The sequence below is a fragment of the Aestuariivirga sp. genome, from assembly GCF_020252395.1.
In the GTDB taxonomy this organism is placed as follows: Bacteria; Pseudomonadota; Alphaproteobacteria; order Rhizobiales; family Aestuariivirgaceae; genus Aestuariivirga.
In genome coordinates this window covers 38638-54327 of record NZ_JADCDB010000021.1, presented here as the reverse complement: position 1 = coordinate 54327, position 15690 = coordinate 38638, and the positions used below count along the sequence as shown (strand labels likewise).

The following is a 15690-nucleotide window of genomic DNA, read 5'->3' as shown; positions in this document are numbered from 1 at the left end:
GCAGGACGTGGACAAGATGCCGCCAGACGAGCCCATGCCTGCCGGAGAACTGCCCCCGCCCCGCGGATCGGTGCAGTCGTTCCGGCTGCTCACGGCCAGGCTGCGCCGCACCGCGCCGCCGGAGCCGCCCCCGCAATCTGCCGCGGAGCCGCCCTCGCAATCCACGGCGGAGCCGCAGCCCGTTGCGGCGCCGCAAGCTCCTGCGCCGCCGCCTGCCCCCGCACTGCCCGAACCGGGCGAGGCGGCCTCCGCAGTGCTCGACATCATGTGGGGCGCCACCGACCTGCCGCCGCAGGAGCGCAGCATGGCGGGAGATACGCTGCTGCTGCTGCTGCCGCGCCTCTCCGCCGGCGAGGTCGCCATGCTGGCGGAGCGCATCGCGGCGATGGATCGGCCCCCGCCGCTGCTCGTCTCCCGCCTGCTGGGCGATCCGCGCCCCGAAGTCGGCGGTGTGATGCTGGAGCGGGCGCCACATCTCGGCGCGCAGGAACTGCTCGAGGCCAGCCGCAAAGCCGATTCGGACCGGATGCGGCTGCTGGCGCGGCGGCGCAGCGTTCCGCCCGCCGTGGCCGCCCGCCTGGTGCAATCGGGCGACCTGCTGAGCCTGCTGGCGCTGCTGCGCAACCCGGGCGCCGAACTGTCGTTCGAGTCCTTCTTCCGCCTGTCGCAGATGGCGGCCGAGCACCCGGCCCTGCAGGCGCCGCTGGCGCTGCGCGCCGATCTGCCGCTGGCGGTGGCGCTCGACCTCTTGTGGCGGCTGCCGCCGGAGCTGCGCCGGGTGATCATTGCGCGCTTCCTGTCGGATTCCTCCACGCTCTCGCGTCTGCTGGCGATCGCGCTGTCGGCGGGCGAGGGCGGAGCCGCAGGCATGCCGGCGAAGGCCGATGTCGATGCGGCGCTCGAACCGTTTTTCGCCGGCCAGCCCGGTGATGCGGCCGTCGCCCTCGCCAGGCTCGCCGGGGTGGCGGCGGAAACCGCGGGGCGCATCCTCGCGGATGAAGAGGGCGAGGCGCTGGTGGTGCTGCTGAAGGCGCTCGGCCTCAGCCGCGCGAATTGCGACGGCGTGCTCGACCGGCTGCGGCTGTCCGGCGGTCCGCTGCGCGAGGACCGGCCGCCGGAAGATTTGAAGGCGGTGTTCGACTCGCTGTCCTTCACCAAGGCGCGCGTGCTTCTGGTCTATTGGGACTGGTTCGTCCGCAAAGCCGGGCCCTATGCGGCGGCGGGCGGGCCGGGCCTTGTTGAAGCCGCGCCGCTCTCCTAAACAGGGGGTGGCTCACAAAGGGAAAACCGCCGCAGATGGACACCAAGCCCACGCTCATCGAACTCGCGTCGCAGATCGTGGCGGCCTATGTCGGGCGCAACGCGGTCGAGCAGGCGGACCTGCCGAAGCTCATCACCGAGGTTCACAAGGCGCTGGAACAGGCGGCGGGACCGGCGCCGCACAGGGACGGCCCCAATGAAGTCAAGCCCCCGGTGAGCATCAAGAAGTCCATCACGCCGGACTATCTCGTCTGCCTCGAGGACGGCAAGAAGTTCAAGTCGCTGAAGCGACATTTGCGCACCCACTTCAACCTCACGCCCGAGCAGTACCGCGAGAAGTGGCACCTGCCGGCGGATTATCCCATGGTGGCGCCGAACTACGCCACCTCCCGCTCCAAGCTCGCCAAGACCATGGGGCTCGGCCAACGCAAAAAAGCGCGCTGAATCGCAAGCCCGAAGATTTTATTCAGCCCGACTCTTGCGGATCGGACGTTCACGATTCATAAACGAGTCGTTTGGACGGGGCATCGATTCGCAAGGGGCGGCGGCGGCAATGGGTTCGGTCAACATCGCGTTCAGGGCACAGTTGGTGGTGTCCGAACAGCGCCAGCTTTATGACTACTGGCTGTCGCGCGCCGGGCGGGGAACGCTTCCCACCCGCGCCGACATCAACCCCGCCGACATTCCTCGGCTGCTGCCTTATATCAGCCTGATCGACATCGGCCCCTCGCTCGAAACGTCCCGCGTGCGTCTCGCGGGCACCAGGCTGCGCGACGTGTTCGACCGCGAGATCACCGGCCTGCGCATCGACGATCTCGACCTCGGGCCCAAGCGCGACTACTGGATGACGGCCTACCGGCACACCGCGGTTGACGGCAAGCCCACTCAGGGCATCGTGCGCGGACCCCGGGTGAACAAGGAGCACCTGGTGCAGTACTGGGTGCGCCTGCCGCTGGCCTCGCCCGGCGGGGCGGGCATCCGCATGATCCTCGGCATCGATTACTTCCTCTCCGGCCTCGAGGACGAGCAGCGCCAGGCCAGCGCGGGCTGATTCCGGCCCCTGCGGCGGCGCGAGTGCGTGGGAATTCAAGCACATAGGAAATCAATCAAAGCGGGTATTGATTCCTATTTTGTTCTCCTCCATATTGAGGCCGTTGTGAGGAGGAAGCCGCCATGCCTGAGACCCGTGAAACCCGCGAAATCCGTGAAACATCCGCCGCCGCCCCGCTGTTCAACGATGCCGAAAGCCCGCTTACCTGGCTGCGCGCGCGCCGCGGCAAGGACGGCAAGCCGCTGATTTCGGAGGCGCAATTCCTCGCGGGAGAGCGGCTGCGCGCCGATTTCGAGCGCGCCCTGCTGGCCCGGCGCACTACGCTGAACTGGGACCTCGCCGGTGCGGCAAGCCGCGGCGGCAATGTCGCCGCCGACGTGAGCGACGAAGCCATGGCCGCCCGCCGGCGCTATCACGAGGCAATCGACAGCGTGGGCCCGGAGCTCGCCTCGATCCTTGCGCAGGTGTGCTGTCTTTCGGCCGGCATCGAGCAGGCGGAGCGCGTGCTGCAACTTCCCGCCCGCAGCGGCCGCGCCGTGCTGGGCCTCGCCCTCAGCGCGCTCGCCCGCCACTATGGACTGGCGGAGGCGGTGCGGCGCGACGGCATTACCGGATGGGGGCTCGACGGTTACAAGCCGTCGCTCAATGGAGGCCGTCAGCCGTGAAGGGCGGCCTGGGCATCGGACTTGATGCGCTGGATCATCGAGGCGAAGCCGTTGGAGCGTTGCTGGGTCAGGTGGCCGGAAAGGCCCAGCCTGCCCAGGACCTCGCCCGCATCGATGGCGAGAATCTGGCGCGCCGGCTTGCCGGAATAGATCATGAAGGCGATGGCGATGAGACCCTTGACGATCAGCGCATCGCTGTCGCCCCGGAAGGCGAGGACGGGATCGTCCTTGGCGCCGCTGACGGCGGAGGTGATCCACACCTGGCTGGCGCAGCCCTTGACCTTGTTCTCCGCGCTGCGGTCGGTGTCGGGCAAGGGAGCAAGTTCGCGGCCGAGTTCGATCACATGGCGATAGCGGTCCTCCCAGTCGTCCATGACGTCGAAGTCGGCGAGAAGGTCATCGATGGCGGTCAAGGCTTCGGACTTTCCCAGTTGCAAGGAACCTGAGATAGGCCGCGGGGGACGGAAGCTCAACCTTCTTTCGCGGGCCCCCGCCATGGTGGCACGAGATCGTCGAGACCCAGCGTCGACTGGCCATCGGTGGCAGCGCCGGACGGCGGCGGAAAATCACCCTCGACCGTGATCGCGGCAGAGGGGCCCGAGAGCTGCGGGTGGCCTTTGCCGCCGTCCCAGGCCCAGCCCCACAGCAGCGAGGCGGAATAGAGCAGCTTGCCCTCCAGCTTGGAGCCCATATAGCCGGCCATCGCGCAGACATCGGGCTGGCGGCTGCAGAAGGACCAGGCATCGGAGGCTGCCGATCCGGCCGAGCTCAGCATGTCGATGGTGGAGGGCTGATCGGGATCGGGGCCCTTTGCCAGTTCTTCCGGCGGCGAGGGCAGCAACAGCCCCGCCGCCGCCAGTAAGATAATCGTTCGGAAGACCCGCATCCCCGGCCCGTTCTCCAGCGTTTTCGATGCCTTACTACCGGAATATTGACCGCGGTTGAAAGAACTGGGCTTATTTGGGGTTAAAGGCTGTTCCGTCATGCCGGCGCCGGAAAGGCCGCGTTAACCTCGCTTGGTGCAAGTTCGGTGTCCGCGGGAACAAGCAGGATCAAAAGTGAAGTCGGGCCGGCGTCATGCGTGAGATGGTGGAAAAGCAGGGCCGCAGAGTGAGGATCGTGCCGCTCGCCGCCTGGAGCCTGACCGCCGTCATGTCTGCCGCCATCGCGGGCAATGCGCTGTTCGGGCAGAACGCCCCGGGCCGCGCCGCGCAGGCTGCCATCGATCCCGCCACGGATGCGGCTGGTGACATCGTGCCTTCGGGCGGACGCACCATTCAGCTGAAGTTCGATCCCGTGGTCGAGGCCGTGCAGCGCGAGCTGCTGTCGGCGGGCTACTACAAGGGCCCCGTCGACGGCGTGAATGGCCGCAAGACGCGGCAGGCCATCGCTGCCTATCAGCAGGCCATGGGCCTGGAGGCCAACGGCCAGCCGTCGGGCGGCCTGGCCGAGCACATCCGCTTCACCCGCGAGGTCTCCGAGGCCTCGCTGTTCACCGGCACGGTGACGGCGGCGCCCGGCGCCGAGCAGCGCGCCGCCATCCGCCGCGTGCAGACGGGGCTTGCCGATCTCGCCTATAGCCCCGGCGCCATCAACGGCGAGCTGACGCGCGAAACGCGCGATGCGATCATCGCCTTCCAGCGCGACCACGGGCTCAACCAAACCGGCGAGGTGAGCGACGGGCTCATCGCCGAACTCGCCAAGGTGAGCGGCCAGGCCGAGGCCGGTTCCGGCGCGGCGGCGCAGTAGCGCGTTGCGCCTCAAATCCGCGATCTGGGTGTCCGCCTTCCTCCGGCGCTGCATGGTGCAGGGCATCTTCGGCGCCGTGGTGAAGAAGGGCGCCGAGGAAGCAGGCGCCGTGCATGTCATCGTCAACCATCTCGACGGCACATGCCACATGCTGGGGCCCGCACCGGGCGAGGCCTGTGACGAAGCGGGCGAGCGGCGCTTCATCGCGGAGATCGCGCCGCCGCGGTCGGCGGCCGACGCCATGGCGCTGCTGCAACGCCGCATGCGCTTCGATCCCGACCTGTGGATCGTCGAGGTGGAGGACCGCAAGGGCATGGCGGGACTTGAGCCATGCGCTTAACAGCTTGTTAACCATGTTGCGCAAGTTTGGGCGCATGGAGTAGTCCGCAACGCGAAGGCCCACGTCATGCAAGCCCGTCGAACAGCCGCCATCATCGACTTCCCGCTGGACCGGGTGCGCCCGCCGCGCGGCGGCGCCGCGGGCGTGAGTGCGGAGGTGCTGATCTTCACCGGCGTGCGCGTCGAGCGCATTTACGACCTCGCGGAACGCCTGCCGCCGGCGCGCTCGGGACACGTGTCCAATGCTCGGATGGACATCGATTTCAGGTGAAGGACTCCCGGGCCAATGGCCTTCCTCATGTTCTCCGGCGTCAGCTCCCACCCGCCAGTCCCACTGTGCAGCGTGACCGGGCCACCTGTTCGGCCGCAAGCTCGCGCAGGCCGATTTCCGGGGTGGGATACCACACCACGGCAAGCCCCCGCGGTTCGGGCGAGGTGACGGTCCAGCCGGAGTCGATCCCGTCGATCGCTTCCTTTTCGGTGGACTTGAGGATCTGCTCGATGAAGCCCGGCGCACGCGACAGGCTGACCGCGAAGCTGTTGGCGCCGGACTGGCGGTTGTTCACCGAGTAGATGGCCTCCGCTTTCTCGGTGTAGATGGTGGCGATCCAGAAGCCGTCCGGCAGCTGGGCGGCGAAGGTCACGTCGCCGCTGGCCACGTCGAAGACGCAGAGGCCGGTGACGCCGAAGCGCGGCAGGCCGGGAAACAGCCTCGCCTGTTCCGCGGGCGAGAGGATGAAGAAGCTGTTCTTGCCATGCGCATGCGCCAGCTGCCGCACCTCGCGCGAGAACCACCAGCCCGGCACGAAGAGCGCGAAGGCGGAGTGCGCCGCCACCCCTGCCGCCACCGCCACAAGCAGCCAGAACAGATGCCTTCTCATGAGCAGGGCCCCCGCTTGATGGCGAAAGGCGGATCCAGCGGCTTGGGGCTCGAGGACAAGGCCGAATAGATCAGCGTGAAGTTGCGCCTGTCAGGCAGCTTCAGCCAGTTGCCGGGCTGCGGGCGGCTGGCGGCGGCGATGGTGACGCTGCCATCGGCCTCGTGCACCGCGGTGCCGCTGTCCGCCGTGGTCTGCAGCGCGGTGTCTTTGGCCGCCGCGGTCCGCGGCGCGGGTATTGCGCCCGCCGGCTCGACGATGCCGAGGCTCCACCAGCGCGGCAGCGGGCCGGTGGATGCGATGAGATAAGTGCAGCCGCCGGTGAGTGGGCGGCCGTCGCTGTCCGTGCCGGCCGTGGCCTCGCCCAGCTGGTTGGGGGCGGGCGGCAGGCGGCCTTCGAGCAGATAGTGCGCGCGGACATAGAAGGCGTCGCGGCCGGCCAGCGCGGCGGCACGGCTCTGCCACGGCATGCCCGGCGCCGGGGGCTCCACGCCTGCATTCTGGATCAGCGCGAAGGCGCTCACGCAGCCGGCTGCGACGCCGGCTGCGACATAAATGGTGGGCCAGATGAATTGCGGCATGCTCGATCAGATGATGGCTCAGAAGATACTGTCAAAGAGAGTCTTTTTCTTTTTCTTTTTTTTCTGCTTTTTGGGCTCGTCAGGCGCTGCCTGCATTGGGTCCTCCGCGCCGCCGCCGAAGATGTCTTCGATGAAGCCTTTCTTCCGGCGCCCCGCGTCGGAGGGCCGGTCGACATTGGCCCTGGGCAGCACCAGCGCTTCCTGTCTGGGCGCCGCGGTCTTGGCGGCAGCGGCTGCGGCGGCCGCTGCGGCCGCTGCGGGCGGGGTGGTCTCGAACAGGTCGAACATGCCGTTCAGCACGCCATTGACATCGCCCGTGCCGGCCGCAGCCTGCTGGGTGTCGGTGTCCGCCCCCTGCGCCTGGTCGGTTTCGTCGCTCACTGCCTCGGGGGCTGCGGGCTGCGGCGCTTGCGCCGCGGCCACCTTATAGGACTCGTCATAGGGCACGCCGGCAAAGCCCGCTGGCGTCAGCCCGCGCTCGGCCTCGATCATGATGCGCTTCCAGATCGGCGCGGGAAGGAGGCCGCCCGTCACCTCCTTCATCGGCGTGAAGTCGTCGTTACCGAGCCAGACTCCCGCAACATTGTTGCCGGTGAAGCCGATGAACCAGGCGTCGCGATAGCCCTGGTTCGTGCCTGTCTTGCCGGCGGTGGGCTCGAAGACGAGATCGGCGCGCTTTCCGGTGCCCAGTTTCACCACGGCGCTGAGCATGGTGTTGAGCGCCGCCACCGTCTTCTCCGGGAAGACGCGTTTGGGCGCTGCGGCCGGGTCCTTGCCGCGTTCGTAGAGCACGTCGCCGTTGGAGCGGCGGATCTCGAGGACCGTATAGGGCTTGGCCGCCAGGCCGCCGGAAGCGAAGGAGAGATAGCCGGACGTGAGGTCGATGAGCGATAGCGCGCTGGTGCCCAGCACCATGGACGCCGCGGTTTCGACCGTGCCCCTGATGCCGGCGAGATGCGCGGTCTCGATAATCGCGGGCCGGCCGATGTCCACCATCAGCTTCACTGGCACGGAATTGTAGGAATGCGCGATGGCGTTCGACAGCGTGGTGCGGCCGGCATATTTTCCGGTGTAGTTGCGCGGCGCCCAGTTGCCCACCGCCACCGGGCCGTCGACCACCGTGTCGTTCGGCCGGTAGCCCTTGAGAAGCGCCGCCATATAGACGAAGGGCTTGAATGACGAGCCCGACTGGCGCATCGCATCGGTGGCGCGGCTGAACTGGCTCGCTTCATAGTCCACGCCGCCCACGATGGCGCGCACCGCGCCGTCATGCGCCATTACCACCGCCGCACCCTGGGTGACGTGATACTGCTCGCTGTTGGCCGCCACTTCCTCGTTGACGATGTTCTGGGCCGCCGTCTGGAGGGGGAGGTCGATCGCCGTCTTCACCTCCAGCACGAAATCGCTAATGAGACCCTTCCCGTCGACGATCGACATGGTGTCGCGGTAGGCCCGGTCGAGATACCAGTTGGGGCTGTCTGAAATCTTCTGCTCGATGGGTGTGGCCGGCTCGCGCCGCGCCTCGAGAAGTTCTCCTTGCGTGATGAAGCCCGCGTCCAGCATGCGGTAGAGCACGGTGTTGGCGCGGGCCCGGGCGAGTTCCAGGTTCTGGTGCGGGGCAAACTTGGTGGGCGCCTTGAACAGGCCCGCGAGCATGGCGGCCTCCGGCAACGTGATGTCGCGCACCGACTTGCCGAAATAAAACTGCGAAGCGGCTTCGATGCCGTAATTGCCGCCGCCGAGGTAGGAGCGGTCGAGATAGAGCTTGAGGATTTCCTGCTTGGTCAGCCGCGCCTCCAGCCACAGCGACAGGAAGGCCTCGTGCACCTTGCGGCGGATGGTGCGCTCAGGGCTCAGGAACAGGTTCTTCGCCACCTGCTGGGTGAGGGACGAGCCGCCCTGCACCACGGTGTTGGCCCGCGCATTCTGCACGATGGCGCGCAGGGTGCCGATCACGTCCACGCCGAAATGCTCGAAGAAGCGGGCGTCCTCGGTGGCGAGCACGGCCTTTATCATGTGCGGCGGAATGTCGGTGAGCGGGATCGCATCGTCCTGGCGGATGCCGCGGCGGCCGATGATCTCGCCATCCGCCGTCGTGAAGGTGACGGCAAATTCGCGGCCGCGGTTCCACACGTCGCCGGTGCCCGAGAACGGCGGCAGGGCGTAGGCGAGCAGCACGAAGCAGAAGATGACGCCGAAGGTGACGCCGTCATCCAGGAGGTCGACAATGACGCGCTTCACGCCGCGCAGGCGGAAGCGTTCGAGGAAATTCGCATAGGCCGATTGGGCGCGCTTGAGAAAATCCCAGGTCTCGAACACGGCCGTGCTGACGGCGCCGTCGGCCCGCCAGAGCCGCCCCCACAGGGATTCATGCGATGGAAGATTCGACACGCTTCAAACCGATCCCGAGCTTGCCGCCGCTTACGGGGCGATTGTGACAAAAACGCGCCGCACCGGTTGCCGGAGAGGAACGCTACCAATTGCCCCGCCATCATGCCAGCATAAGGTTGACTTTCCGTTTGGGTTCTATGTCATTAGGAAGTCATGACCGAGCCCCGCCCCTTCTGGAAGACCAAGTTCCTCGCCGAAATGAGCCGCGGGGAGTGGGAGCAGCTCTGCGACGGCTGCGGCCGCTGCTGCCTGAACAAGCTGGAGGACGAGGATACGGGCCGCTTCCTCTACACGCGGGCCGCCTGCAAGCTGCTCGATCTCGGCACCTGCCGCTGCACCGATTATCCCAACCGCCAGGCCAAGGTGCCCGATTGCGTGCAGCTGACGCCGGAGAATGTGGGCCAGCTCGGCTGGCTGCCCGCCACCTGCGCCTACCGCCTGCTGGACGAGGGAAAGCCGCTGCCCTGGTGGCACCCGCTGGTCTCCGGCACGCAGCAGACGGTGACGGAAGCCGGGATTACGGTGGCCGGCGAAGCCTATTCGGAAGAGGGGATCACGGTCGAAGAACTGGCCGGCCACCTGTGGCGGCTGCCAAAGGCGAGGAGGCGGGTGGCGAAATAATCCTCCGGTCTCCCGCTGAAGACGCGGGAGAAGACAAGTCAGGCGTCCGCCGTCTTCGGCCGCTTGATCAGCGCTGCGGCCTTGACGATGGTCCCGTCCAGCCCCTCGCCGCCCTTGTCGAGGTGGGCCACCAGCACGGCGCGCATGTGGGGGTCCCAGAACTTGTTGATGTGCTCGGCGGCTTCTTTCACCGCCAACTCGGGGCCTGAGCCGTTGAAGAAGGCGGCGATCTGGTTCGCCATCCGGAGCATGTCTTGCTGCTGCATGTTCAGTCCCTGTCGAAGATCATGACGCCGCGGTTTGCGAGCGCGGCCAGTTTGAGGCGCGCCTGCCGCGCCAGCGACAGCGCAAGCGCGGTGGGCGCGGAGACGGTGGCGAGCGCGCCGATCCCCGCCATCGCGCATTTCTGCACCAACTCGAAGCTGCAGCGGCTGGACATCAGCACGAAGCCTTGTCCGAGGTCCGCCCCCTCGCGGGCCAGCGCGCCGATCAGCTTGTCGAGCGCGGTGTGGCGGCCCACATCCTCGCGGGAGAGCAGGATTTCTCCGTCCACGGAGCACCAGGCGGCGGCATGCACCGTGCGGTTCACCCGGCTCATCGGCTGATAAGCGGGGAGCTGTTCATAGGCGCGGGCCACGGCCTGCGGGCGGAGGTCCACGGCGGGAAGCGCCGAAGACGGCATGCGAATCGCGTCCTTCATGTCCGCGATGCCGCAAAGGCCGCAGCCGGTGCGGCCCTCGATGCTGCGCTTCGCCATGCGGCCGCGGTCGATCTTGTCCTCCGCCACCGAGAGGTCGATCGCATAACCCTGCCCGGCGGGCAGCACGAGCACGGCGGTGACGTCGGACGCCTTGGCGATGATCCCTTCCGCGACGGCGAAGCCCACCGCGAAATCCTCGAAATCGGCGGGCGTGCCCATCATCACGGCGTAGTTCTGCGAATTGAATTGAACCGCGAGGGGCACTTCCTCCGGCACCTGCCAGACGGTCTCCTCGTCACCCGCCAGCGTGTGGAGGATGCCCTTCGCCGGCACGGACGCTGCCGCCGCCATCCTCTCCCGCAAAGCGGAGGACGCCCGCGCAGCGGGCCGGCGATGGGACGTGAGCGGAGCGTTCATCGCTCCCCCTCGCCTGATCCTTGCTGCGCAAGGATCGTCCTCTCCCGCCTTGCGGGAGAGATTGTGGGAGGAAGCTTGCTCATTCTGCTGCAACCATGGGGGCGACGCGCTTGTTCTCTTCCTCGCGCTCCTCCCACTCCTTCTGCCAGTCGGAGGGCTGGTTGGAAAGGCTCACCTGAACGGCCGTCACCTTGTATTCGGGGCAGTTGGTGGCCCAGTCCGAATTCTCGGTGGTGATCACGTTGGCGCCCGACTCCGGGTGGTGGAAGGTGGTGTAGACCACGCCCTGCGGCATGCGCTCGGAAATCCGGGCGCGCAGCGTCGTGGCGCCGACGCGGCTCGAGACCGACACCATGGCGCCGTCCTTGATGCCACGCAATTCGGCGTCATGCGGGTGGATCTCGAGCAGGTCTTCCGTGTGCCAGGCGGCATTCGCGGTGCGCCGCGTCTGCGCGCCGACATTGTACTGCGACAGAATGCGGCCCGTGGTCAGGATCAACGGGAAGGAACGGTTGGTGCGCTCCTCCGTCGGAACGAATTCGGTGACGACGAAGCGTCCAAGCCCGCGCACGAAGCCGCCGATGTGCATCAGCGGCGTGCCCTCCGGCGCCTTGTCGTTGCACGGCCACTGGACGGAGCCCAGAAGGTCCAGCTTCTCGAAGGAGACGCCGGCGAAGGTCGGCGTGAGCCTGGCGATCTCGTCCATGATCTCGGAGGCATCGTTGTAATGCATCGGATAGCCCATGGCGGTGGCGAGTTCGGCGACCGCCTGCCATTCGTGTTTGCCCTGCAACGGCGCCTTGACCATCCGTACACGGTTGATCCGGCGCTCGGCATTGGTGAAGGTGCCGTCCTTTTCGAGGAAGGAGGTGCCGGGCAGGAACACATGCGCGAAGGCGGCGGTCTCGTTCAGGAACAGGTCCTGCACCACCACGCATTCCATCGCCTCCAGCGCGCGGTCGACGTGCTTGGTGTTGGGGTCCGACTGGGCGATATCCTCGCCCTGGACGAACAGCCCCTTGTAGCTGCCTTCGATGGCGGCGTCGAACATGTTCGGGATACGCAGGCCGGGCTCCGCGTCGAGCGAGGTCTGCCACACGCTCTCGAACATCCGGCGCACCGTGTCGTCGCCGACGTGGCGGTATCCCGAGAACTCATGCGGGAAGGACCCCATATCGCAGGAGCCCTGCACATTGTTCTGCCCACGGAGCGGATTGACGCCCACGCCATTGCGGCCCACATTGCCGGTGGCCATGGCGAGGTTCGCCATGCCCATGACCATGGTGGAACCCTGGCTGTGCTCGGTGACGCCGAGGCCGTAGTAGATCGCGCCATTGCCGCCCGTGGCATAGAGCCGGGCCGCGGCGCGGACTTCCGGCGCGGGCACGCCGGTGACCGGTTCCAGCGCTTCCGGAGAATTGCGCTCCTCGCGAATGAAGGCTTCCCAGCGGGCGAACTCGACCGGGTCGCAGCGCTCCTCGATGTAGCCGCGCTTCTCCAGCCCCTCCGTCATGATCACATGCGCCAGCGCATTGATGATTGCGACATTGGTGCCGGGGCGGAGCTGCAGGTGGTGCGCGGCCTTCACATGGGCCGACTCGACCAGATCGATCTTGCGCGGGTCGGCCACGATGAGCTTCGCGCCTTCTCGGAGGCGCCGCTTCATGCGCGAGCCGAACACGGGGTGGGCGTCCGTCGGGTTGGCGCCGATCAGCAGCAGGACATCGGCCTCGTCGACCGACTTGAAGTCTTGCGTGCCGGCCGAGGTGCCAAACGTGCGCGACAGGCCATAGCCCGTGGGCGAATGGCAGACGCGGGCGCAGGTATCGACATTGTTGTTCCTGAAGGCGGCGCGGATCATCTTCTGCACCGCGAAGACTTCCTCGTTGGTGCAGCGGGACGAGGTGATGCCGCCGATCGAGGTGCGGCCGTATTTCTCCTGGATCGCCTTGAAGCGCGAGGCGGCATAGCCGATGGCCTCGTCCCAGGAGACTTCCTTCCACGGATCGGTGATCCGTTCACGGATCATCGGTGCGGTGATGCGGTCCTTGTGGGTCGTATACCCCCAGGCGAAACGGCCCTTCACGCAGGAATGGCCTTCATTCGCGCCGCCGTCCTTGTAAGGCGCCATGCGGACGACCTGGTCGCCCTTCATCTCGGCCTTGAACGAGCAGCCCACGCCGCAATAGGCGCAGGTGGTGACGACGGAATGTTCCGGCTGGCCCATCTCGATCACCGACTTTTCGGTCAGCGTCGCGGTCGGGCAGGCCTGCACGCAGGCGCCGCAGGACACGCATTCGGACTCGAGGAAGGCCTCGTCCATGCCGGCGGAGACGTGACTGTCGAAGCCGCGGCCATCGATGGTCAGCGCGAAGGTGCCCTGAACCTCCTCGCAAGCCCTGACGCAGCGCGAGCAGACGATGCACTTCGCCGGGTCGAAGGTGAAATAGGGGTTCGAGTCGTCCTTCGGCTGCCAGCGGATGTTGGCCGAGCCGCCGGCGCGCGTCTTGAAGACGTGATTGTCGCCCTCATGGCCATAGCGCACTTCGCGCAGGCCGACCGCACCGGCCATGTCCTGCAATTCGCAGTCGCCGTTCGCCGCACAGGTCAAACAGTCCAGCGGGTGGTCGGAGATATAAAGTTCCATCACGCCCTTGCGCAGCTTGGCGAGGCGGTCCGTCTGTGTACGGACTTTAATGCCCGGCGCGACGGGCGTGGTGCAGGAGGCCGGCGTGCCCTTGCGGCCCTCGATCTCCACGAGGCAGAGGCGGCAGGAGCCGAAGGCGTCCAGCATGTCGGTGGCGCAGAGCTTAGGGATCTTGGTGCCCATCTCCATCGCGGCGCGCATGATGGAGGTGCCTTCCGGCACGGTGACCTGCTGGCCATCGATTTCGAGGGTGACCATGTTGGTCGAGTTCACCTCAGGTGTGCCGTAGTCCGTTTCCTTAATCAGAGTCATCCTGGGTGGCTCCTCATTCAGCCGCGATTTGGGCGGGCTTGTCGAAATCTTCGGGGAAATGCTTGATGGCGCTCATCACCGGCATGGGGGTGAGCCCGCCCATGGCGCAGAGCGAACCGTCCGTCATGGTCTGGCAGAGGTCTGACAGCAGGTCGAGGTTGGCGTCACGGTCCTCGCCGGCGACGATCTTGTCGATCACCTCGACGCCGCGGGTGGAGCCGATGCGGCAGGGCGTGCACTTGCCGCAGGATTCAATCGCGCAGAACTCCATGGCGAAGCGCGCCTGGGCGGCCATGTCGACCGTCTCGTCGAAGACCACGATGCCGCCGTGGCCGACCATGGCCCCGGCTGCGGCGAAGGTTTCATAATCCAACGCCATGTCCATCTGCGAGGCCGGCAGGTAAGCGCCGAGCGGGCCGCCGACCTGGATGGCGCGGATGGCTCGGCCTGAGAAGGTGCCGCCGCCGAAGCCCTCGACCAGCTCCCGCAGGGTGACGCCGAAGGCCTTCTCCACCAGTCCGCCCTGCCTGATGTTGCCGGCGAGCTGGAAGGGCAGCGTGCCGCGCGAGCGGCCTAAGCCGTAATTCTTGTAGGCCGCTCCGCCATGGCTGAGGATGTAGGGCACGGCGGCGAAGCTCAGCACGTTGTTGATGACAGTGGGCTTGCCGAACAGGCCCTCGAGCGCCGGGATCGGCGGCTTGGGGCGCACCGTGCCGCGCTTGCCCTCGAGCGATTCGAGCATGGCGGTCTCTTCACCGCAGATGTAAGCGCCCGCGCCGCGGCGGACTTCGAGGTGGAAGGATTTGTCCGTACCCTGAATATTATCGCCCAGCCATTTGGCGGCGGCCGCACTGGCGATCGCCTCCTTCATGGTGGCGATGGCATCGGGGTATTCCGAGCGGATATAGACATAGCCCTTGGTGGCGCCCACGGCGAGGGCGGCAATGGCCATGCCCTCGATGAGCATGAGGGGGTCGCCCTCCATGACCATGCGGTCGGCGAAGGTGCCGCTATCACCCTCGTCGGCGTTGCAGCAGACATATTTCTGGCCGGCCGGAGCATCATGCACGGTCTTCCACTTGATGCCGGTGGGGAAGCCCGCACCACCGCGGCCGCGGAGGCCGGACTCGGTGACTTCAGCGACGATTGCCGCACCGGCGAGGCCGAGCGCCTTGTTCAGCCCTTCGAAGCCGCCGTGCCTCGCGTAATCCGAAACCGAGACCGGATCGGTGATGCCGCAGCGCGCGAAGGTGAGGCGCTCCTGATTCTTGAGATAGGGGTGATCCTCGATCTTGCCGAGGCGCAGCTTGTGGGCGCCGGCCGTCGAAAGCGGCAACGAGGCCACGTCACCGGCGGTGACCGGGCCATAGGCGATGCGGCCTTCCCCGGTCTCGACCTCGACGAGCGGCTCGAGGAAGAAGAGGCCGCGCGAACCGTTGCGGATCACCTCATGGCCGAGCTTCGCGAGCGCTTCGGCCACTTCGTCAGCGCCGACCGAACGGGCGGCTGAGTCGCGCGGAACATAGACCTTGCTCATGAGCGGCACTCCGCGACGATCGTCTCGAACTTCTGGGCGTCAACCCGTCCGACCAGCTTGCCGTCCACCATGACGGCGGGGGACAGCGCGCAATTGCCGAGGCAGTAGGCGGCCTCCAGCGTGATCGCGCCATCGGCGGTGGTCTGGCCCAGCTTCACCTTGAGGAAACGCTCGATCATGGAGACGAGCTCATTCGCCCCCATGGACTGACAGGCCTCGGCCCGGCAGACCTTGATGATATGGCGGCCGGCGGGCTCGCGGCGATAATCGTGATAGAAGGTGACAACCCCGTGGACTTCGGCGCGTGACAGGTTGAGCGACTTGGCCAGCGCCGGAAGCGCCGCCTCCGGGATGAAGCCCAGGTGCTCCTGCAGGTCGTGGAGGATTTCCAGCAGCGCATCGGGGCGGTTGCCGTAGCGGAGGGCGATCTCCCGGGCGGCCGTCGCCTCGCGCGGGGAAAGATCGAGCAGGGTGGTTTTTCCGGACATGTCACCTTCATGGCGCATGCCGCGTGTAAATTCCAATTGACGCCTTCGATGAGG

At 67.0% G+C, this 15690-nt stretch carries 18 protein-coding genes; 8 read left to right on the top strand and 10 right to left on the bottom strand.

Annotated features, from left to right (window positions below):
* Positions 1-16: 16 nt before the first annotated feature.
* The 4 genes from IOC82_RS10885 (at position 17) to IOC82_RS10870 (ending at position 2976) form a co-directional block, all read left to right on the top strand.
* Positions 17-1261 carry a DUF2336 domain-containing protein gene (locus IOC82_RS10885; protein ID WP_290546215.1) on the top strand — a complete coding sequence of 415 codons (1245 nt, stop codon included), beginning with the start codon at positions 17-19 and terminating at the stop codon, positions 1259-1261.
* Positions 1262-1296: 35 nt separating this feature from the next.
* Positions 1297-1704, top strand: a complete 408-nt coding sequence (locus tag IOC82_RS10880; protein ID WP_290546214.1) for a MucR family transcriptional regulator — start codon at positions 1297-1299, stop codon at positions 1702-1704.
* Positions 1705-1813: 109 nt separating this feature from the next.
* Complete coding sequence (locus IOC82_RS10875) at positions 1814-2311, top strand: PAS domain-containing protein (protein WP_290546213.1); 498 nt, start codon at positions 1814-1816, stop codon at positions 2309-2311.
* Positions 2312-2433: 122 nt separating this feature from the next.
* The gene (locus tag IOC82_RS10870) at positions 2434-2976 is read left to right on the top strand and encodes a DUF6456 domain-containing protein (protein WP_290546212.1); all 543 of its coding nucleotides are present in this window, start codon (positions 2434-2436) and stop codon (positions 2974-2976) included.
* On the opposite strand, the gene IOC82_RS10865 is transcribed toward IOC82_RS10870, so the two are convergent.
* Positions 2967-3389: a SufE family protein gene (locus IOC82_RS10865; RefSeq protein ID WP_290546211.1), complete on the bottom strand. Its 423-nt coding sequence runs from the start codon at positions 3387-3389 to the stop codon at positions 2967-2969. The genes IOC82_RS10870 and IOC82_RS10865 overlap by 10 nt on opposite strands.
* Before the next feature lie 56 nt (positions 3390-3445).
* Entirely contained in the window at positions 3446-3862 is a 417-nt protein-coding gene (locus IOC82_RS10860) for a DUF5330 domain-containing protein (RefSeq protein WP_290546210.1), read from the bottom strand.
* Between the two features lie 191 nt (positions 3863-4053).
* Here IOC82_RS10860 and IOC82_RS10855 point away from each other — a divergent pair, with 191 nt between their 5' ends.
* From IOC82_RS10855 to IOC82_RS10845, 3 genes are all read left to right on the top strand, one after another.
* Positions 4054-4725, top strand: coding sequence for a peptidoglycan-binding domain-containing protein (locus IOC82_RS10855; protein ID WP_290546209.1), 672 nt, complete (start codon positions 4054-4056; stop codon positions 4723-4725).
* A 4-nt stretch (positions 4726-4729) separates the two neighbouring features.
* Complete coding sequence (locus IOC82_RS10850; protein ID WP_290546208.1) at positions 4730-5065, top strand: DUF1491 family protein; 336 nt, start codon at positions 4730-4732, stop codon at positions 5063-5065.
* A 66-nt stretch (positions 5066-5131) separates the two neighbouring features.
* A complete protein-coding gene (locus tag IOC82_RS10845; protein WP_290546207.1) occupies positions 5132-5335 on the top strand; it encodes a hypothetical protein in 204 nt (67 codons plus the stop codon).
* A gap of 40 nt (positions 5336-5375) precedes the next feature.
* Here the strand turns inward: IOC82_RS10845 and IOC82_RS10840 are convergent, their stop codons facing one another.
* The 3 genes from IOC82_RS10840 to IOC82_RS10830 are packed head-to-tail and all read right to left on the bottom strand — an operon-like array spanning position 5376 to position 8914.
* Positions 5376-5945, bottom strand: a complete 570-nt coding sequence (locus tag IOC82_RS10840; RefSeq protein WP_290546206.1) for a hypothetical protein — start codon at positions 5943-5945, stop codon at positions 5376-5378.
* Entirely contained in the window at positions 5942-6523 is a 582-nt protein-coding gene (locus IOC82_RS10835; RefSeq protein ID WP_290546205.1) for a DUF1214 domain-containing protein, read from the bottom strand. The genes IOC82_RS10840 and IOC82_RS10835 overlap by 4 nt, the downstream gene beginning before the upstream one ends.
* An 18-nt stretch (positions 6524-6541) precedes the next feature.
* Positions 6542-8914 (bottom strand): transglycosylase domain-containing protein, encoded by a 2373-nt coding sequence (locus tag IOC82_RS10830; RefSeq protein WP_290546204.1) that lies wholly within the window; start codon positions 8912-8914, stop codon positions 6542-6544.
* Positions 8915-9067: 153 nt separating this feature from the next.
* Here IOC82_RS10830 and IOC82_RS10825 point away from each other — a divergent pair, with 153 nt between their 5' ends.
* Entirely contained in the window at positions 9068-9535 is a 468-nt protein-coding gene (locus IOC82_RS10825) for a YcgN family cysteine cluster protein (RefSeq protein WP_290546203.1), read from the top strand.
* 38 nt (positions 9536-9573) lie between these two features.
* Here IOC82_RS10825 and IOC82_RS10820 read toward each other — a convergent pair whose 3' ends face one another.
* The 5 genes from IOC82_RS10820 to IOC82_RS10800 form a co-directional block, all read right to left on the bottom strand.
* Positions 9574-9801, bottom strand: coding sequence for a formate dehydrogenase subunit delta (locus tag IOC82_RS10820; RefSeq protein WP_290546202.1), 228 nt, complete (start codon positions 9799-9801; stop codon positions 9574-9576).
* A gap of 2 nt (positions 9802-9803) precedes the next feature.
* Entirely contained in the window at positions 9804-10586 is a 783-nt protein-coding gene (gene fdhD, locus IOC82_RS10815) for a formate dehydrogenase accessory sulfurtransferase FdhD (protein ID WP_290546201.1), read from the bottom strand.
* 145 nt (positions 10587-10731) lie between these two features.
* On the bottom strand, positions 10732-13611 hold the full coding sequence (gene fdhF, locus IOC82_RS10810; protein WP_290546200.1) for a formate dehydrogenase subunit alpha: 2880 nt from the start codon (positions 13609-13611) through the stop codon (positions 10732-10734).
* 13 nt (positions 13612-13624) lie between these two features.
* Positions 13625-15148, bottom strand: a complete 1524-nt coding sequence (locus IOC82_RS10805; protein ID WP_290546199.1) for an NADH-quinone oxidoreductase subunit NuoF — start codon at positions 15146-15148, stop codon at positions 13625-13627.
* Positions 15145-15636, bottom strand: coding sequence for a formate dehydrogenase subunit gamma (locus tag IOC82_RS10800; RefSeq protein WP_290546198.1), 492 nt, complete (start codon positions 15634-15636; stop codon positions 15145-15147). Before IOC82_RS10800 ends, IOC82_RS10805 begins: the two co-directional genes overlap by 4 nt.
* Positions 15637-15690 lie beyond the last annotated feature (54 nt).